The sequence below is a fragment of the Mesorhizobium sp. M7A.F.Ca.US.005.03.1.1 genome, from assembly GCF_003997975.1.
GTDB classification, from domain to species: Bacteria; Pseudomonadota; Alphaproteobacteria; order Rhizobiales; family Rhizobiaceae; genus Mesorhizobium; species Mesorhizobium ciceri.
Map to the genome: position 1 here is coordinate 1 of NZ_RZRO01000043.1, position 19101 is coordinate 19101.

Here is a 19101-nt window from a genome sequence, read left to right on the forward strand (position 1 = left end):
GGCGGCGAACCGCCCGCCGGTCGTCGGCGCGCTCGACATCGATGTCGACGGCGACGCATCCGCCGTTGCCGAACTCGCATCCTACGAGCCGATCAACGCCATGCGCCATGTCGGCATTCTGCCGGAGGACCTGTCGGGCAGCGTCACCGGTCACGTCAAGGCGGATATTCCGCTGCAGTCCGGCGTCGACTCCTCGAAGCTCGATTGGCTGGTGTCGCTCGACTACACCGGCATGTCCCTGGCCAAGCCCTTCGAAGGACAGGTCGTGACGGATGCCGACGGTTCGATCACGGTCGACCCCGAGAAGGCGGTGATCTCCGCCAAGGCGTTGCTGAACGGCATTCCGGCCGAACTCGATCTGATCGAGCCGCTCAGGGATGAGGGGCCGGCGCGCAGCCGCAAGGTGGCCCTGGTGCTCGACGACAAGATCCGCGCCGCCGCCATGCCCGGCCTGAAGCCGCTGCTTGCCGGAACTGTGAAGGTGGCGATCGACAAGAACGGCAGCGGCGACCAGAACGTCTCGGCCGACCTGACCAACGCCAGGCTGGACATTCCCTGGGCGGGCTGGAGCAAGGGGGCGGGGGTGCCCGCCAACGTCACCTTCGTCATGACCAAGTCCGGCGACACCACGACGCTGTCCGATTTCAATCTCGACGGAAAGACGTTCTCCGTCGACGGCAGCATCGTGCTGGTCAATGGCGCCTTGTCGTCGGCGCGGTTCAGCAAGGTCACCTTGAACAGGGGCGACGACGTTGCCGTATCGGTGAAGCGGTCCGGCAAGGGCTATGCGGTCGACATATCGGGCAACGCGCTCGACGCCCGCTCGCTCATCAAGCAGTTCACCTCCGACGTCGACACGGCTACCAAGACCACCGGTTCCGATGCCATTTCCGTCAGCGCCGATGTCGACCGGCTGACCGGTTTCCACGACGAGCAATTGTCCAATCTGAAGCTCGACTACAGCGCGGCCGGCTCGCGGGTGAACGGGCTGAAGGTCAGCGCCACGGCCAGTTCAGGTGCGGCCATATCGATCAGCAACACGACCGGCGCCGGCCGGCGCACGCTCAACATGCAGTCCGCGGACGCCGGCGCCATCCTGAGATTCCTCAACATCTACGAACATATGGAAGGCGGCGTGATCACGCTCGCACTGGCCGGGCCGAGCGACGGATCGCTCAAGGGCAAGGTCGACACCAGCAATTTTTTCGTCGTCAACGAACCGAAGCTCGCCTCCATCGTCTCGACCACGCCGGCCGGCGACAACCGCAGCCTCAACCAGGCGGTCAAGGGCAAGCTGGACACGTCGCGGGTGAAGTTCGAACGCGGCTACGCCGAGATCGACAAGGGCAGCGGCTATCTGAAACTGGCCAATGGCGTGCTGCGCGGACCGCGCATCGGCACCACGTTCCAGGGGACGCTCTACGACCAGAACAACAACATGGACATGACCGGCACGTTCATGCCGGTCTATGGCCTCAATCGCATCTTCGGCGAATTGCCCATCGTTGGCGCGCTGCTCGGCAATGGCCGCGACCGTGGCCTGATCGGCGTCACCTACCGGCTCAAAGGCAACGCCAACAAGCCGTTGCTGGACATCAATCCGCTGTCGGTGATCGCGCCCGGAATATTCAGGTCGATTTTTGAGTATCGGTGACCGAGTTCAAATCGGCCGTATCAGAATGTGTTTTTTCTTTCCCAAGGAAAGCTTTACGACGTTCTCCGGACTCAAATCCTGAGGGGTCACCAGCCGGCGCTCGTCGCTCACCGGCTCGTCGTTCAGGCGCACGGCGCCGCCCTGCACATGCCGCCGCGCTTCGCCGTTCGACGCCGCCAGTCCGGCGGTGACCAGCAGCGACAGGATGCCGACGCCGGTTTCGAGCGCTGTCCTGTCGACCTCGACGGTCGGCAGCGACTCCGCGAGCGCGCCTTCCTCGAACGTCTTGCGCGCCGTATCGCTGGCTTGCTCGGCGGCCGCGCGGCCGTGCAGCAGGGCGGTGATCTCGGTGGCGAGGATCTTCTTGGCCTCATTGATCTCGGATCCGCCGAGCCGCTCGAGCCGCGCCACTTCGTCCAGCGGCAGCGTCGTGTAGAGCTTCAGGAAGCGGGCGACGTCGGCATCCTCGGTGTTGCGCCAGTACTGCCAGAATTCGTAGGGGCTCAGCATCTCCGCGTCGAGCCAGACCGCGCCCGAAGCCGACTTGCCCATCTTGGCGCCCGACGAGGTGGTGAGCAGCGGCGTGGTCAGTGCATAGAGCTGCGCGTCCTCCATGCGGCGGCCGAGATCGATGCCGTTGATGATGTTGCCCCACTGGTCGGAGCCGCCCATCTGCAGGCGGCAGCCGAGACGCTTGTAGAGCTCGACGAAATCATAGGCCTGCAGGATCATGTAGTTGAATTCGAGGAACGACAGCGACTGCTCGCGATCGAGCCGCAGCTTGACGGAATCGAACGCCAGCATGCGGTTGACGGAAAAGTGACGACCGACATCGCGCAGGAAATTGACGTAGTTGATCTCCATCAGCCAATCGGCGTTGTTGACCATGATGGCGTCGTTGGGACCGCTGCCGAATTTGAGGTAGGGCATGAAGTTGCGGCGGATACCGGCAAGATTGTCTTCGATGTCCTGCGGGGTCAAAAGCTTGCGCGCCTCATCCTTGAACGACGGGTCGCCGATCATCGAGGTGCCGCCGCCCATCAGCGCGATCGGCCGATGACCGGTCTGCTGCAGCCAGTGCAGCATCATGATCTGGATCAGCGAGCCGGCGTGCAGGCTCTTGGCGGTCGCGTCGAAGCCGATATAGGCTGTCACCGTCTCCTTGGCGAAGATATTGTCGAGACCGGCATCATCCGAAGTCTGGTGGATGAAACCGCGCTCGCTCATCGTGCGCAGGAAATCCGATTTGAAGGCAGGCATTTTTTCTATTCCCGAAAGCGTCCGGCCGCTGTGGCTCAGGCGTGCATGAACGCGCGCGTTTAGCATCCAAGCGCGATCAGCAAAAGTGGTTTCCGGTTTTGCGTCTGATCGCGCCAGACAAAGGTCCAGCGTCAGCAAAAGTGCTTTCCGGTTTTGCAGCCCGCGCGGAGGGCGTTTGCGAATCCTTGCTTCGTCGTTTGGGCTGGCGTATTGAGGCGCCGCGCAGGGCAGGGCCTGAGGCGCCGCGACGGGGCCATCCCGCAGATCAGATCCGGAAAGCTCCGCGATGAACAGGAACTATCTTTTTCTCTTTCTGTTCAGCATGCTGATGACGTTCAGCGGACTGGCGAGCCTTCCACCCATCGACCGCGACGAAGCCCGTTTTGTCCAGGCCACCAAGCAGATGGTCGAAACCTCCGACTATGTCGACATCCGTTTTCAGGATGCCTCGCGCTACAAGAAGCCGATCGGCATCTACTGGCTGCAATCGGCGGCCGTGGCGGTGAGCGGCGAGGGGGCGGCGGCGCCGATCTGGGTCTATCGCCTCGTCTCCATGCTTGGCATTGCCTTGGCCGTCGTCGGCATCGCCTGGACGGGCACGAAGCTGTTCGGGGCCAATGCCGGTCTCGCCGCCGGCCTGATGATGGCGGCGATCTTCGCCACCGCCTTCGAGGGTCGCGACGCCAAGACCGACGCCATGCTGCTGGCCTGCTGCGTGGCGGCGCAAGGCGCACTCGCCCAGATCTATCTGGCATCGCGCCGCAACGAACCGGTGGCCGGCCATCTGCCGTGGATATTCTGGGCGGCTCAAGGCCTGGGGATCCTTATCAAGGGGCCGGTGGCCCCGCTGTTGTCGGTGCTGACGGTCGCCACCCTGTTTGCCTTCGAGCGCGACTGGCGCTGGCTCTTGAAGCTGAAGCTCGTGCGCGGTGTCGCCCTGGTGCTCCTCATCGTGCTGCCCTGGGTCGCCCTCATCACCTGGAAGAGCGGCGGTGCCTTTCTCCAGGATGCCGTCGGCAAGGACATGGTGGCCAAGGTCGCGTCGGGCGAGGAATCGCACGGCCTGCCGCCCGGTTTCTACATGCTGACCTATTCGCTGTTCATGTGGCCCTTCGGCCTGATCGCGGTCGGCGCCGGGCTGCAGGCCCTCAACCGGTTGCGCGACGATCCCCGGCTGCGCTTCTGCCTCGCCTGGTACATTCCGTTCTGGCTGGTGTTCGAGCTGATCCCGACCAAGCTGCCGCATTACGTGCTCCCGGCCTATCCTGGCATGGCGCTGCTGATCGGCTGGCTGCTGACATTGTCGCCGCAGGAGGCCAATGCACCGCTCAGGCGCTGGCAGGATTGGTTGTGGTGGTCGACCGCATTCGGCCTTGCCGTGGTCAGCCTCGGCCTGGCGGCGGTCTGCGTCGGAGCGCCGATCTATCTCACCGGCACCTTCTCCTGGTGGAGCATTCCGGCGGCCGCGGCGGCACTGGCGGCAGGGTATTTCGCCTTTTCGCGACAGCTGCAAGTGCCGCTCTCCCGCATCGGCGCCATCGCGGTTTGCGCCGGCATCACCTATGGGCTGCTGTTCGGCGTCATCGCGCCTTCGCTGAAGCCGATCTGGCTGAGCCCGGCGATCGAGGCGGCAGTCCAGGCCAACAGGCCTTGCGACACCACGGTGCTCGCCTCAGCGGAATATCACGAGCCGAGCCTGGTGTTCCTGGTCGGCACCAAGACCGTCCTGACCGATGTCGATGGCGTCGCCAAGCATCTGCTCGGCGACCCCACCTGCGCGCTGGCGCTGGCACAAATCGGCGACGAGCAGAAGCTGAATGGCCTGTTGGAGGCGCAAGGCAAGTCGGCGAGCCGCGTTGCCGAGGTCGACGGCCTCAACTATTCGTCGGGAGACAAACTGTCGCTCGGCCTCTATCGTGTAAGCCAGTGACGGCTCGCCGATGCCCATAACGGCAACAATGGGGTCGAATTTCCTATGCTGGTGAAATCACGCCCGCCCGTTTCGAGCCTGCTCCTTGGCATAGGGCGCCGGTCGCTCGACAACTTTCGCGATACGATGCAGATCGCCAAAAGCCGCCTTGCCACCCGGCCGGCCAGATACCCGAATATTTTGTGGTCGGTCTGGGTGCTGGTCTGGGTCTTGCTGACGGCGGCGGCGTTTGTTCGTCTCGACACTCCGGCCGGAATGCTTCACGGCAAGTGGTCGGCGGGATTTGCCCGGACTGCCGACTTTTTCACCCAGTTCGGCCTGGGAGGCTGGTATATCATTCCCTCAGTGCTTCTGCTTGTCGCCGCGAACCTGACGGATTGGCGAAGCCTGTCGCGGCGCTCGCTGATGCTCCTCTACAACTGGACCTGCCTGGCTTTTCTGGTGCTGTGCGCCACCGGCCTGTCGGGGATCGCCGTCAATGTGCTGAAATATGCCATTGGCCGGGCTCGCCCGCTCTATTACGAGGACTTTGGCGTGCTGACCCTGCACCCCTTCGCTTTCGATGCGCGCTTCGCCGGCTTTCCGTCCGGCCATGGTACGACAATGGGCGCGGTGTTCGGGGTCGCTTTGCTGTTGTTTCCGCGGCGCTGGTACATCGCCCTGGCGATCACCGCCTGCATCGCCTCGACCCGTATCTTCGTTGGCGCGCACTATCCCAGTGACACCGTCGCCGGCTTCGGCCTTGGCTGCGGTTTCGCGCTTGCCTGCGGGATGGTCTTTGCCCGGTTCGGCTTCATCTTCCGGCCGACGCCGTCGGGACTGCCGGTCCGCAAGAGAACGTTTCGGCTGATCGGACCGACAAGGAAGGCTGCCTGAGCATTCGAAGTTCAGTTGCCGTCCAGTCCGCCATAGGATCTGACCAGGTCGGCCATGCCGGGCGATTGGTGGTCTTCGCTTTCGAGCCCCTGTGCAACGCCGACGCGATCGGCGACCGGCCGGTTCTGGCTGACCTTCCACTTGCCGTGGATTTCGCTGATCTCGATTTCCAGCCCGATAATGCCCTTGATCTGCGACTGGATGAAGGGCTCCGGCGCATCGGTCACCGCCCAGGGCGCGGCGCGGGCGCCTTCCTGGGAGACGGTCAGATCGGCGATCTGCTGCGCCAGCCAGTCCTGGTCATCCATCACCTTGACGGTGCCGCGAACCTGCACGATGGCATAATTCCAGGTCGGCACCACCTTGCCTGTCTCGCGCTTGGTCTCGTACCAGGACGGCGTCACATAGGCATCGCTGCCCTGGAAGACGATCAGCACGGGTGACGTCGGGTTGTCGGCCAACAGGCGCCATTGCGGGTTGGCCCGCGCCAGATGGGCGCGCAGCCTGCCGTTCGGCCCGATTTCCGGGTCGAGCAGGAACGGGATGGCGTTGGCGACCGGCCCATCGGGCCCGTTGGAAATCAACAGGCCTAGCGGATGCGTCCGGATCAGCCCGTGCAGGATTTCCGGCCGCGTTTCCCTGAAATGAGGAGGTTCGTACATCGCCGTCCCTGCTTTCTTTGCTTATCTCAGCCGCTTCGGCCGCGGATCCGACAATTCGCCGGCCAGCCGGCGGTCGAGATAGTCGGCGCATTCCTCGAGCAGCAGGTCGGCATCGTTGGAGAAGAAATGGTTGGCGCCGGGCAACGTCTTTTGGGTGATGGTGATGCCCTTCTGCGTGTGCAGCTTGTCGACCAGGCCCTGCACATCCTTTGGCGGCGCCACCTTGTCGGCATCGCCATGGATGATCAGGCCCGATGACGGGCAGGGCGCCAGGAACGAGAAATCATAGGTGTTGGGCTGCGGCGCGATCGAGATGAAGCCTTCGATCTCGGGCCGGCGCATCAGAAGCTGCATGCCGATCCAGGATCCGAACGAGTAGCCGGCGACCCAGCAGCTCTTGGAATCGGGATGCAGCGACTGCACCCAATCCAGCGCCGCAGCGGCATCCGACAACTCGCCGGTGCCGTGGTCGAATTCGCCCTGACTGCGGCCGATGCCGCGGAAATTGAAGCGAAGCGTGGTGAAGTCCCGCTTCTGGAACATGTAGAAGAGGTCGTAGACGATCTTGTTGTTCATCGTGCCGCCGAATTGCGGGTGCGGGTGCAGGACGATGGCAATCGGCGCGCTCTTTTCCTTGGAAGGCTGGTAGCGACCCTCCAGGCGGCCGGCAGGACCGGTGAAAATGACCTCAGGCATAAAATACTCCACTAGGTAATACGAATGCGCGGTGCCTGGAACGTTTCCTCTGGCCTTGACGCAGGGCGAGCGTCTTCTTAGAAGCTAGTTTAGAATTGTTCAAAACTGAGTGGCAAGACATCGAGCCCGGCCACCCGCGCCGCAAGCCGCGTAAATAGGACGGCTCGCCTTGGAATTTCAAGGAAATAACGCCATACGACGGCGGAATGGCTTCTGACGGGACTTGACGAACGAAAATGGCCGCAAAACGCGCCTATCTCGACTACAATGCCAGTGCGCCGCTGCTTGCCGCGGCCCGCGAAGCTATGGTCGCGGCGCTCGATGTCGCCGCCAATCCGTCATCGGTTCACGCCGAGGGGCGGGCGGCCCGCCGTCTGATCGAGACCGCAAGGCGTGACGTGGCGGCGCTCGTCAACGCCAAGCCCGAGCACGTCGTGTTCACCTCCGGTGCCACGGAAGCAGCCTCGACGCTGCTGTCACCCGACTGGCAGATGGGGCGCGGCACGGTGCGCATGAGCCGGCTTTACGTGTCGGAGGCCGATCATCCCTGCCTGTTGAACGGCGGACATTTCCCGTCAGCGCAGGTGACGCGGGTCGGCGTCGACGCCAACGGTATCGCCGATCTCGACGCGTTGGCGGCAGCGCTCAGTGGTCATGACAAGAGCGAAGGCCTGCCGCTGGTTGCCATCCACGCCGTCAACAACGAGACCGGCGTCATCCAGCCGATCGATCGCATCGCCGGGATCGTCAAGGCGGCGGGCGGCATCCTCATGGTCGACGCCGTGCAGGCCGCCGGGCGTGTTTCGATCGATCTATCAGCGGGTTACGCCGATTATCTGATTCTGTCCTCGCACAAGATCGGTGGTCCCAAGGGCGTCGGCGCCATCGTCGCGGCTTCGGATCTGATGATGCCGAAGCCGTTGATCAATGGCGGCGGTCAGGAAAAGGGCCATCGCGGCGGGACTGAAAACCTCGCTGCCATTGCCGGTTTTGGCGCGGCCGCCCGCGAGGCCCTGGCCGGATTGCCGGCCATGGATACGGTGCGCCGGCGCCGCGACGAGATCGAGGCCATCGTGAAAACGCTGGTGCCGGACGCGGAAATCTTCGGAACCGGTGCGCCAAGGCTTGCCAATACGGCATTCTTCGCTATTGCGGGCGTCAAAGCCGAAACCGCGCAGATCGCCTTCGACCTGGCCGGCGTAGCGCTGTCGGCCGGCTCTGCCTGTTCGTCCGGCAAGGTCGGACCGAGCCATGTGCTGAAAGCCATGGGATACGGTGACAGCCTTGGCGCCTTGCGCGTGTCGATCGGTCCGGCGACGGGCGCGGAAGACATCGAGTTGTTTCGCGTTGCGCTGACGGGAATCGCCGCGCGTCGGGCGGACAGAGAAAAGGCCGCGTAAGCGGGTGGGAGCATCGGACCGAAAAGCGCGTAGCGGTTTTCGGGAAAATCCGATGCTTGACGAAAATGATTTGGGCCATTCGGCCTGGTAGAGCCGTGCGTTTCATGTTGGCCGGGTGAATTTCCGGTCGAAGCGCACTATATGAAACTTACGCTGCCGCAAGCGCCTTTTTGGGGTTCGTTTTGGCGGTGCCATAGTTTGAAAACTGTCGGGCCTTGACCCCGGCGTGGATGGAGAACGCATATGCCTGCTGTGCAGGACACGATCGATCGGGTCCGAAAGATCGACGTCGACCAATACAAATATGGATTCCAGACCGAAATCGCGATGGATAAGGCCCCCAAAGGCCTCAGCGAAGACATTATCCGTTTCATTTCGGCCAAGAAGGATGAACCGTCCTGGATGCTGGAATGGCGTCTGGAAGCCTATCGCCGTTGGCTGACGCTTGACGAGCCGACCTGGGCGCGCGTCCACTATCCCAAGATCGATTTCCAGGACATCTACTTCTACGCGGCGCCCAAGAGCACGCCCGGCCCGACCTCGCTCAGCGATGTCGATCCCGAACTCTTGAAGGTCTACGAGAAGCTCGGTATTCCGCTGCGCGAGCAGGAAATCCTCGCCGGCGTGCAGAAGACCGACGCCTCGGAACTCGAGGAAGTCAGCGACAATGTCTACAAATCGGGCCGCGTCGCCGTCGACGCCGTGTTCGATTCCGTTTCCGTCGTCACCACCTTCAAGAAGGAGCTGGCGCAGGCCGGCGTCATCTTCTGCTCGATCTCGGAAGCCATCCGCGAGCATCCCGAACTGGTGAAGAAGTATCTCGGCTCGGTTGTGCCGACCTCCGATAATTATTACGCCACGCTGAATTCGGCCGTGTTCACCGACGGCTCGTTCGTCTTCGTGCCCAAGGGCGTGCGCTGCCCGATGGAGCTGTCGACCTATTTCCGCATGAACGAGAAGAACACCGGCCAGTTCGAGCGCACGCTGATCATCGCCGAGGAGGGGGCTTACGTCTCCTATCTCGAAGGCTGCACGGCGCCGCAGCGCGATGAGAACCAGCTGCATGCCGCCGTCGTCGAACTGGTGGCGCTCGACGATGCCGAGATCAAATATTCGACGGTGCAGAACTGGTATCCCGGAGACGCCGAGGGCAAGGGTGGCATCTACAATTTCGTCACCAAGCGCGGCGACTGCCGTGGCGATCGCTCGAAGATCTCGTGGACGCAGGTCGAGACCGGCTCGGCGATCACCTGGAAATATCCGAGCTGCATCCTGCGCGGCGATGATTCCTCCGGCGAATTCTATTCGATCGCCGTGTCGAACGGCTATCAGCAGGTCGACAGCGGCACCAAGATGATCCACCTCGGCAAGAACACGTCGAGCCGCATCATCTCCAAAGGCATCGCCGCCGGCTTCTCGCAGAACACCTATCGCGGCCAGGTCTCGGCGCACCGCAAGGCGACCAACGCCCGCAACTTCACCAACTGCGATTCCCTGCTGATCGGCGACCAGTGCGGCGCGCACACCGTGCCCTACATGGAAGCCAAGAATTCGACGGCGCAGTTCGAGCACGAAGCGACCACGTCGAAGATTTCCGAGGACCAGAAATTCTACGTCATGCAGCGCGGTATCCCTGAAGAGGAGGCGATCGCGCTGATCGTCAACGGCTTCGTCAAGGACGTCATCCAGCAACTGCCGATGGAATTCGCTGTCGAGGCGCAGAAGCTGATCGGTATCTCGCTTGAGGGCTCGGTCGGCTGACCGGACAGATATTCAGGAAACGAAAAAATGCTTGAAATCAGAAACCTGCACGCCCGCATCGTCGATGACGGCACCGAAATCATCCGCGGTCTGAACCTGACGGTGAAAGCCGGCGAGGTTGCCGCGATCATGGGGCCGAACGGCTCGGGCAAATCGACGCTGTCCTACATCCTCGCCGGTCGCGAGGACTATGAGGTGACCGAAGGCGACATCCTCTACAACGGCCAGTCGATCCTCGAAATGGATCCGGCCGAGCGCGCCACGTCAGGCATTTTCCTCGCCTTCCAGTATCCGATGGAGATACCGGGCGTCGCCACCATGGAATTCCTGAAGGTGGCGATGAACGAGCAACGCAAGGCGCGTGGCGAGGAGCCGCTGAAGATCCCGGAATTTTTGAAGCGCGTGAAGGAAGCCGCCGCCTCGCTCAGCATGGACATGGCGATGCTCAAGCGGCCGCTCAATGTCGGCTTCTCCGGTGGCGAGAAGAAGCGGGCGGAGATCCTGCAGATGAAGCTGCTGGAGCCGAAATTGTGCGTGCTCGACGAAACCGATTCCGGGCTCGACATCGATGCGCTGAAGATCGTTTCCGATGGCGTCAACGCGCTGCGCGCGCCGGACCGGGCGTTCCTGGTCATCACCCATTACCAGCGCCTGCTTGAGCACATCGTGCCCGACACCGTGCATGTGCTCTACAAGGGGCAGGTCATCAAGTCAGGCGACAAGTCGCTGGCGCTCGACCTGGAAGCCAATGGCTATGCCGGCGTGATCGGCGAAGCAGCGTGAGATGCCAGAGGTAATACCGATGAACATGCACGCACAACCGCAGCGGACACCGGCCGAGACAGCGTTGATCGACGCGTTCGGCGACCGGTTGTCGCTGCTGCCCGGCGACGGCGCGGTGATGCTGAAGCGCGACGACGCCATCGAGACGATCAAGCACGGCCTGCCGACGCGGCGCGTCGAATCCTGGCACTACACCGACCTGCGCCGGTTGCTGAATACCGTGCCGGACTTCGACCCGGCCGCCTTGGCCAAAGTCATTGCGCCGATCGTCGACGGTTCCACCGTGGTGTCGATCCTGAACGGCAAGTCCGACGCCAAAGCGCCGGTTCTTGAAGGCGTCTCTTTCCAGCGCCTGTCGGAAAAGCTGGTCGACGGCAGCGCAGCACCTGGGCTCGACCCCTATGGCAGCGACGACGCCATCGGCGCGCTGAACACGGCTTTCGTCGCCGACGGATATTTTGTCGACATCGCCGATGGCGTGGAACTCGAAAAGCCGGTCGAGCTGCAGAACCTGCAGGCCGGCGGCCAGACCCATGTGCGCCTGCCAGTGCGTGTCGGCGCCGGCGCCAAGGCCGTCATCGTCGAACGGCAGACAGGTGACGGCGCTGCCCTGGGCAGCTCGGTCAGCCAGCTCGTGCTCGGCGAAGGCGCCGAGGTGACGTGGCTGATTGTCCAGGAACAGCCGGAAACGGCGACGCATCTGGCCCAGTTCAAGGCCCATATCGGCAAGAATGCCAAGCTGACGTTGTTCGTCATGAACGCCGGCGGCAAGCTCGTGCGCCAGGAGATCATGGTCAGGACGACTGGCGAAGGCGCCGATTTCAAGCTGCGCGGCATCAACCTCTTGGCCGGCGACACCCATACCGACGTGACCATGGTTCTCGACCACGCCGTGCCGCACACGACCTCGACGGAGATCATCCGCAACGTGGTGACGGGCAAGGCGCGCGGCGTGTTTCAGGGCCGCATCAACGTCCATCAATATGCGCAGAAGACCAACGCCAAGATGGCATGCAACACGCTGTTGCTGTCGGACGATGGCGAGTTCTCGACCAAGCCGGAGCTTGAAATCTTCGCCGACGACGTGATTTGCGGCCATGGCGCGACGGTCACCGAGATCGACCACGATCATCTGTTTTACCTGATGGCGCGCGGCGTCGACGAGAAAAGCGCGCGGGGCTTGCTCGTGAAGGCCTTTGTCGCCGAGGTGATCGAGGAACTGGACGACGAGGCGATCGTCGAAGCGCTGGAAGCGCGGCTCGACGGCTGGTTCGTGGCACACGGGTGACCTGATGAACGCACCGGGCAAGATCGGAGATTTCTACGACGTCGAAGCGATCCGCCGCGATTTCCCGATCCTGTCGCGGGAAGTCTATGGCAAGAAGCTGGTCTATCTCGACAATGGCGCCTCGGCACAGAAGCCGCAGGTGGTGCTCGACGCTGTCCAGCACGCCTACAGCCAGGAATATGCCAACGTCCATCGTGGCCTGCATTTCCTGTCCAATGCCGCGACCGACGCCTACGAAAAGGCGCGCGAAACGGTACGCCGTTTCCTCAACGCGCCAAGCACCGACAACATCATCTTCACCTCGAACACGACCTCGGCCATCAACACCGTGGCCTATGGCTATGGCATGCCCAACATCGGCGAGGGCGACGAGATCGTGCTGTCGATCATGGAGCACCACTCCAACATCGTTCCCTGGCATTTCATCCGCGAGCGGCAGGGCGCCAAGCTGGTCTGGGTGCCGGTCGACGATCTCGGCGTCTTCCACATCGAGGAATTCGAAAAACGGCTGACCGACCGCACCAAACTGGTCGCCGTCACGCAGATGTCGAATGCGCTGGGCACGGTGACGCCGATCAAGGAAATCGTGCGCATCGCGCATGCGCGTGGAATTCCCGTCCTCGTCGACGGCAGCCAGAGCGCCGTGCATATGCCGATCGATGTGCAGGATCTCGACTGCGACTTCTTCGTCTTCACCGGGCACAAGGTTTATGGCCCTTCGGGCATCGGCGTGCTCTACGGCAAGAAGGACATTCTCCAGGGCATGCGCCCCTTCATGGGCGGTGGCGAGATGATCGAGGAGGTGACGGAAGACATCGTCACCTACAACGAGCCGCCGCATCGTTTCGAAGCCGGCACGCCGCCGATCGTGCAGGCGATCGGACTGGGTGCCGCGCTCGACTATATGGAAACGATCGGCCGCGAGCGCATCGCCGCGCATGAGGAAGACCTCAAGACTTATGCGCATGAGCGGCTACGCGCCATCAATTCGCTGCGCATCTTCGGCGATGCGCCCGGCAAGGGCGCCATCATCTCGTTCGAACTGCAAGGCATTCATGCGCACGACGTGTCGATGGTGATAGACAGGCAGGGCGTTGCAGTCCGCGCGGGCACCCATTGCGCCCAGCCGCTGTTGAAACGTTTCGGCGTAACCTCCACATGCAGGGCATCGTTCGGCATGTATAATACCAGGGCCGAAGTCGACGCATTGGCCGAGGCGCTTGAAAAAGCGCGCAAATTCTTCGGATGACGTTTTTTGGGTGACGACCATGGATGATGCAAGCATCGCTGCCGAGACCACTCCGGAAACCGCGCCCAATGCGCTGGTTTCGGGATCGGCCATCCCAGCCGACGAACTGGCGCGGTTGACCGACGACATCGTATCGGCGCTGAAGACGGTCTACGATCCGGAAATCCCGGCCGATATCTACGAGCTCGGCCTCATCTACAAGATCGACATCGAGGACAATCGCTCGGTCAAGATCGACATGACGCTGACCGCTCCCGGCTGCCCTGTCGCCGGCGAAATGCCCGGCTGGGTCGAAAATGCCGTCGGCGCCGTCGAAGGCGTGTCCGGCGTCGAGGTCAACATGACCTTCGACCCGCCCTGGTCGGCCGACCGCATGTCGGAAGAGGCGCAGGTGGCGGTGGGCTGGTACTAGCGTCAAGCCTGGCACACTTGCGCCAGGGATAAAACTTCACCATTTTAGGTGAGGAATCATTCGGCAGGCCTTGAACCTGCATGGAATGGAAGGAAAAAGAATGGGACGCTTCGCCGTCATCACCATGACCGAAAAGGCCGCCGACCGGGTGCGCGAGATCGTCGCCACCCGCGACAACGCGCATGGCATCCGCCTCGGCATCAAGAAGGGCGGCTGCGCCGGCATGGAATATACGGTCGATCTGGTGACCGAGCCCAACACCAAGGACGACCATATCGAGCGCGACGGCGCGCATGTCTATGTCGCGCCCGAGGCTGCGCTATTCCTGTTCGGCACCGAGATGGATTTCGAGCAGACGACGCTGCGCACCGGCTTCACCTTCCACAACCCGAACCAGAGCTCGGCCTGCGGCTGCGGCGAATCCGTCGAACTGAAGCCGGCCGACCTGAAGGCACTGGCAGAGGCACGCGCTTCGGCCTGATTTTTTCCTTCGCCCCGTTTACGCGGAGAAAGTGTCACGAAGTGACGGATGAGGGGCAGCGCCAGCCTCTCCAGAGTTAGCTCCGCCCAGCCTGCCGGCGTACGTCGTTAGAAAATCCAAGCAATTGGCTTTTCGTTCGGTGCGCGGATCACTCCTCACCTCCCCGTAAACGGGGCGAAGAAACTCACTCCACCCACATGCCCGTCCGCTTGTGCCAATCGGCGATCGATTCCTCGGGATAGACGTCGAAGACCTTGTCGTGCTTGCCAACCACCGGCTCCACCCAGTTCGCTTTGTATTTCAGCATCAGGTGCACTCGGCTCGGCGGAATGGGTAAATCGCTGTCGATCGCTGAGGCGAAGGGGTGCACCAGTTCCGGCCATGTCGGATCGTAGAGCCAAAGGGCTGAGCCGCATTTCTTGCAGAAATTGCGCTCGCCGGTTGAGATTTCGCAATGCGGATGCTCGTCGTCCTCGATCTCCGCCCGAAAGACGCCGAGGCTGCGCTTGCCCCTGATGTTCAGTGTCTCGTTGTCGGCACCGAGATTGATGGCGAAGCCGCCGCCGCCTTGCTGCTTGCGGCAGATGGAGCAGTAGCACAGCATGAACGGCGCCGGCGTGTGGCTTTCCACCTCGAAACGCACGGCATTGCAGCGGCAGGACCCTTTCAGCAGAAGCGGCATGGCGGGAAAAATCCGATCGACCTCTCTCAACCTGTCAGCATGATTTTGGTTGCGGCGATGACAAGGCCAGATGCCGGTGACATGATCGCGGCATGGACAATGAACGCATCGCCGAACTGTTCGAGGGTCTCGGCCCTGTCAGCATCCGCAAACTGTTCGGCGGCAAGGGCATCTATTTCGACGGCGTCATCGTCGCCATCGTGCTGCGCGGCGAATTGCTGTTGAAAGCCGACGAGCAAAGCGCCCCCGAGTTCGAGGCCGCCGGCTGCACGCAATGGACCTACACCGGCTCGCGCCACGGCAAGCTGGTCGCCATGCCCTATTGGAGCGTTCCCGACAGCGCTTTTGATGATCCCGACGAGATGACGGTCTGGGCACGCCGGGCGTATGAGGCGGGGCGAAGGGCGGGGAAGTGACGCCAGCCTTGGCACAGCGGAGGGACAGCACCCCCTCTGTCCCGCCGACCTTGGAGGCCGTGCCCTACAATGCCCTGGCTATCCTCGCCGCCAGCCGTGCATTGTTTTCCACCAGCGCGATGTTGGTCTTCAGGCTCCTGCCGCCGGTCAGTTCGAGGATCTTTCCCAGCAGGAATGGCGTCACCGCCTTGCCGGTGACATGTTGTGCCTCGGCGGCCTTCTGCGCGGCGTCGATATAGCCCGCCATCTCCGCAGCCGGGATTTCCTGGTTTTCCGGCACAGGATTGGCAATCAGCATGCCGCCAGCAAGCCCAAGTGCTGCCCTCGTCTGGTAGAAATGCGCGATCTCTTCCGGCTCGTGCAAGGTCAGCGGCGCGCGGAACGGCGATTGCCTGGACCAGAAGGCCGGCATCGTCTCGCAGCCATGGCCGATCACCGGCACGCCGCGCGTCTCCAGCACTTCCAGCGTCTTTTCGATGTCGAGGATCGCCTTGGCGCCGGCCGAGACGACAATCACCGGGGTGCGCGCCAGCTCGTCGAGATCGGCGGAAATGTCAAAGCTCTTTTCGGCGCCCTTGTGCACGCCGCCGATGCCGCCGGTGGCAAACACTTTTATGCCGACAATATGCGCCGCGATCATCGTGGCGGCGACCGTGGTGCCGCCGGTGCGCCCTTGCGCCACGGCAAAACCGAGATCGGCGCGCGACAGCTTCATGGCGTCGCCCGTCATCGCCAGCGATTCGCGCTCGCCGTCAGAAAGCCCGATCTTGATGCGGCCGCCAACCACGGCGATCGTCGCCGGCACGGCGCCGCCATCGCTGATGATCTTTTCGACATCGGCCGCCATGGCGCCGTTGTCGGGGTAGGGCATGCCATGGGTGATGATGGTGCTTTCCAGCGCCACCACCGGCCGGCCGTCGGCCAGGGCCTGCGCCACCGGCGCGTGGATGTCGATGAAGGGGCGGGCGGTCTCAGGGGTCATCAAGGTCTCCTATCCGGAATGCGGCGCGTCCGTCGGACGCTCGGCAACATCGCGGCACTATGAATTCGCCGGTCTCATGCCACTTCCCTGGCATCCGGCACAAGGACCAACGCTTCCGCGAAGCTCGCCGCGGTGAACTCCGGAACGGCGGCGGCGCTTTCGATGGCAAGCGTCGCCCCGGCAATGCCTTCGCGCAGAGCTGCCCGCAGCGGCAGTCCTCGCAGCAGGGCTGCGACCGTTGCGCCCGCCAGCGCATCGCCGGCGCCGGTGACGTCGGCGACCTTTCTTGGTGGCGGCGGCAGGATAGAGAAGGCGCCGGCTTCATCGAAGCCCAGCATGGGCCCGCCGCCTGCCGTCACCACGCCGCTGACGAGGCCGCTGCATCGCAACCCGTCGACCACCTCGCGCTCCGTGGCATTCGCGGCGACGCCGGCCAGCGCCATGGCCTCGCGCCGGTTCATGAAGACCAGCGAAAGCTCCTTCAGCACCGGTAGCAACCGCACCACCTTGGCCGGCGAAATGGCAATCGCGAAAACCGGCTTGCCCGCGGCGAGCGCGACCAGCCGTTCCAGCGCCGTCGTCGGAAGATTGGCGTCGCAGAAGACGGCATCTGCGGCGGCGATCACCTCCCGCACCCTGGAGCGCCTGATCTGCTTGGGAAACGCCAAATCATAGAGCGCCATGTCGGCAAAGCCGACGATCAGCTCGCCTTCGCTGTCGATCAGCGCCGTGTAGCTCGGCGTCGTGCGGTCGAGGAAGACCGCCGACAGGTCGGTAATGCCTGCCCCGGCAATGGCTCGCGAAACGGTGTCGGCAGCGGCATCGCCGCCGCGAACCGACATCAGCGACGCGGAGACGCCGCGCCGCACGGCACTGCGCAAGGCGTTGAAGACGCCGCCGCCGACATCCTCGCGCATTGTGCCCGGATTGGAGGCGGCGGGCACGTAGGCGCCGGACACCTGGCCGCGCCGGTCGATATGGGCGCCGCCTACGGCCAGTATTTTCGCGGATTTCAGCATGCCGGCGATATGACCTTTGTTATTCCAGCCGCACAAGCGCTAGGCTGTGCGACCGAGCTTCGCATGCAAGGCGGCGATTCGGCAGGTCGAAACAACCGAGCCGTCTGGCCCAACGTGCGGTGCATTCCTGATCGAATCCTTGGACAAAAAAAGAACAAATCCGGATAATGCTTGTTTTTCAGATATTTGATCCCTCTTGCCAAATGAGAACAAAAAAGGTACAAATAGGCAGGGATTACGGATTGTCCGGCCTTCATTGACGACCAAGGGGTGATGTATCATGGCTCAGAATTCTTTGCGGCTGGTAGAGGACAAGGCAGTGGACAAATCAAAGGCTCTGGATGCGGCGCTGTCGCAGATCGAGCGGGCTTTCGGCAAGGGCTCGATCATGCGGCTCGGCGCCAACGAGCAGGTCGTCGAGATCGAAACGGTGCCGACCGGCTCGCTTGGCCTCGACATCGCGCTTGGCGTCGGTGGCCTGCCGCGCGGCCGCATCATCGAGATCTACGGGCCGGAAAGCTCGGGCAAGACGACGCTGGCCCTGCACACCGTGGCCGAAGCCCAGAAGAAGGGCGGCATCTGCGCCTTCGTCGATGCCGAGCACGCGCTTGACCCGGTCTATGCCCGCAAGCTTGGCGTCGATCTCGAAAACCTGCTGATTTCGCAGCCCGACACCGGTGAGCAGGCGCTGGAAATCTGCGACACGCTGGTGCGCTCCGGCGCCATCGACGTGCTGGTGGTCGATTCGGTCGCGGCGCTGACGCCACGTGCCGAAATCGAAGGCGAGATGGGTGATTCGCTGCCCGGCCTGCAGGCCCGCCTGATGAGCCAGGCGCTGCGCAAGCTGACCGCCTCGATCTCGCGCTCCAACACCATGGTCATCTTCATCAACCAGATCCGCATGAAGATCGGCGTCATGTTCGGTTCGCCCGAGACGACGACCGGCGGCAACGCGCTGAAATTCTACGCATCGGTGCGCCTCGACATCCGCCGCATCGGCTCGGTCAAGGACCGCGACGAAGTCGTCGGCAACCAGACCCGCGTCAAGGTGGTCAAGAACAAGCTGGCGCCGCCCTTCAAGGTGGTCGAGTTCGACATCATGTATGGTGAAGGCGTGTCCAAGACCGGCGAACTGGTCGATCTCGGCGTCAAGGCCGGCGTGGTCGAGAAGTCGGGCGCCTGGTTCTCCTACAATTCGCAGCGTCTCGGCCAAGGCCGCGAGAATGCCAAACTGTTCCTGCGCGACAATCCCGACACCGCACGCGAGATCGAGCTGGCGCTCCGACAGAATGCCGGGCTGATCGCCGAAAAGTTCCTTGAGAATGGCGGCTCCGAAGGTGGCGACGACGGGTTCGAGGAGGAATCCGGCGCGATGTGACAACTCGCGAGGTCGGCCGGAGTTCGGCCATAATCGCATTCTATTATCTCGGGCTTAAGTAATCGAGTTCCGCGTTAATGCGTTTTGAAACCGCCGGCCCAGTGCCGGCGGTTTTGCGTTTCGGCGGCGAAAACAGGCCGGTTCGAACGACCGGCAAAGGCCGTGGATTGGA

17 protein-coding genes and 1 pseudogene are annotated in these 19101 nt (G+C 62.9%); 12 read left to right on the forward strand and 6 right to left on the reverse strand.

Going from position 1 to position 19101, the window contains the following annotated elements; genetic code table 11:
• Window positions 1-1654: pseudogene (locus EN990_RS18460) on the forward strand (AsmA-like C-terminal region-containing protein); the annotation flags it as partial.
• A gap of 6 nt (window positions 1655-1660) precedes the next feature.
• Here EN990_RS18460 and tyrS read toward each other — a convergent pair.
• Entirely contained in the window at window positions 1661-2914 is a 1254-nt protein-coding gene (gene tyrS / locus EN990_RS18465; RefSeq protein WP_063171954.1) for a tyrosine--tRNA ligase, read from the reverse strand.
• Between the two features lie 286 nt (window positions 2915-3200).
• Between tyrS and EN990_RS18470 the strand changes: the two genes are divergently transcribed.
• The gene (locus tag EN990_RS18470; RefSeq protein ID WP_127369228.1) at window positions 3201-4844 is read left to right on the forward strand and encodes a glycosyltransferase family 39 protein; all 1644 of its coding nucleotides are present in this window, start codon (window positions 3201-3203) and stop codon (window positions 4842-4844) included.
• A 45-nt stretch (window positions 4845-4889) separates the two neighbouring features.
• Window positions 4890-5720 carry a phosphatase PAP2 family protein gene (locus EN990_RS18475; protein ID WP_127369229.1) on the forward strand — a complete coding sequence of 277 codons (831 nt, stop codon included), beginning with the start codon at window positions 4890-4892 and terminating at the stop codon, window positions 5718-5720.
• An 11-nt stretch (window positions 5721-5731) separates the two neighbouring features.
• Here the strand turns inward: EN990_RS18475 and EN990_RS18480 are convergent, their stop codons facing one another.
• Together EN990_RS18480 and EN990_RS18485 are read right to left on the reverse strand one after the other, a co-directional pair.
• Window positions 5732-6382 (reverse strand): FMN-binding negative transcriptional regulator, encoded by a 651-nt coding sequence (locus EN990_RS18480; RefSeq protein WP_127369230.1) that lies wholly within the window; start codon window positions 6380-6382, stop codon window positions 5732-5734.
• A 21-nt stretch (window positions 6383-6403) separates the two neighbouring features.
• A complete protein-coding gene (locus EN990_RS18485; protein ID WP_013532163.1) occupies window positions 6404-7078 on the reverse strand; it encodes an alpha/beta hydrolase in 675 nt (224 codons plus the stop codon).
• Between the two features lie 236 nt (window positions 7079-7314).
• On the opposite strand from EN990_RS18485, the gene EN990_RS18490 reads away from it, so the two are divergent.
• The 7 genes from EN990_RS18490 to sufA all read left to right on the forward strand — a co-directional run bounded on the left by EN990_RS18490 (window position 7315) and on the right by sufA (window position 14452).
• Window positions 7315-8478 carry a cysteine desulfurase family protein gene (locus EN990_RS18490; protein ID WP_127384848.1) on the forward strand — a complete coding sequence of 388 codons (1164 nt, stop codon included), beginning with the start codon at window positions 7315-7317 and terminating at the stop codon, window positions 8476-8478.
• Between the two features lie 243 nt (window positions 8479-8721).
• The gene (gene sufB, locus EN990_RS18495) at window positions 8722-10239 is read left to right on the forward strand and encodes a Fe-S cluster assembly protein SufB (protein WP_013532161.1); all 1518 of its coding nucleotides are present in this window, start codon (window positions 8722-8724) and stop codon (window positions 10237-10239) included.
• 27 nt (window positions 10240-10266) lie between these two features.
• On the forward strand, window positions 10267-11022 hold the full coding sequence (gene sufC, locus EN990_RS18500; protein ID WP_023810312.1) for a Fe-S cluster assembly ATPase SufC: 756 nt from the start codon (window positions 10267-10269) through the stop codon (window positions 11020-11022).
• Between the two features lie 19 nt (window positions 11023-11041).
• Window positions 11042-12310, forward strand: coding sequence for a Fe-S cluster assembly protein SufD (gene sufD / locus EN990_RS18505; RefSeq protein ID WP_127384847.1), 1269 nt, complete (start codon window positions 11042-11044; stop codon window positions 12308-12310).
• 4 nt (window positions 12311-12314) lie between these two features.
• Window positions 12315-13559, forward strand: a complete 1245-nt coding sequence (locus tag EN990_RS18510; protein WP_013532158.1) for a cysteine desulfurase — start codon at window positions 12315-12317, stop codon at window positions 13557-13559.
• Between the two features lie 19 nt (window positions 13560-13578).
• Window positions 13579-13971, forward strand: coding sequence for an SUF system Fe-S cluster assembly protein (locus tag EN990_RS18515; RefSeq protein ID WP_013532157.1), 393 nt, complete (start codon window positions 13579-13581; stop codon window positions 13969-13971).
• A gap of 100 nt (window positions 13972-14071) precedes the next feature.
• Window positions 14072-14452: a Fe-S cluster assembly scaffold SufA gene (gene sufA, locus EN990_RS18520; protein WP_013532156.1), complete on the forward strand. Its 381-nt coding sequence runs from the start codon at window positions 14072-14074 to the stop codon at window positions 14450-14452.
• 184 nt (window positions 14453-14636) lie between these two features.
• On the opposite strand, the gene EN990_RS18525 is transcribed toward sufA, so the two are convergent.
• The gene (locus EN990_RS18525) at window positions 14637-15134 is read right to left on the reverse strand and encodes a GFA family protein (protein WP_024504571.1); all 498 of its coding nucleotides are present in this window, start codon (window positions 15132-15134) and stop codon (window positions 14637-14639) included.
• Window positions 15135-15226: 92 nt separating this feature from the next.
• Between EN990_RS18525 and EN990_RS18530 the strand changes: the two genes are divergently transcribed.
• Complete coding sequence (locus EN990_RS18530; protein WP_024504570.1) at window positions 15227-15550, forward strand: TfoX/Sxy family protein; 324 nt, start codon at window positions 15227-15229, stop codon at window positions 15548-15550.
• Window positions 15551-15614: 64 nt separating this feature from the next.
• Here the strand turns inward: EN990_RS18530 and EN990_RS18535 are convergent, their stop codons facing one another.
• Both EN990_RS18535 and EN990_RS18540 read right to left on the reverse strand, forming a co-directional pair.
• A complete protein-coding gene (locus EN990_RS18535) occupies window positions 15615-16532 on the reverse strand; it encodes a pseudouridine-5'-phosphate glycosidase (RefSeq protein ID WP_024504569.1) in 918 nt (305 codons plus the stop codon).
• A 74-nt stretch (window positions 16533-16606) separates the two neighbouring features.
• Window positions 16607-17551 carry a carbohydrate kinase family protein gene (locus EN990_RS18540; protein WP_024504568.1) on the reverse strand — a complete coding sequence of 315 codons (945 nt, stop codon included), beginning with the start codon at window positions 17549-17551 and terminating at the stop codon, window positions 16607-16609.
• Between the two features lie 280 nt (window positions 17552-17831).
• Here EN990_RS18540 and recA point away from each other — a divergent pair, with 280 nt between their 5' ends.
• Window positions 17832-18929 carry a recombinase RecA gene (gene recA / locus EN990_RS18545; protein WP_013532151.1) on the forward strand — a complete coding sequence of 366 codons (1098 nt, stop codon included), beginning with the start codon at window positions 17832-17834 and terminating at the stop codon, window positions 18927-18929.
• Window positions 18930-19101: the final 172 nt, after the last annotated feature.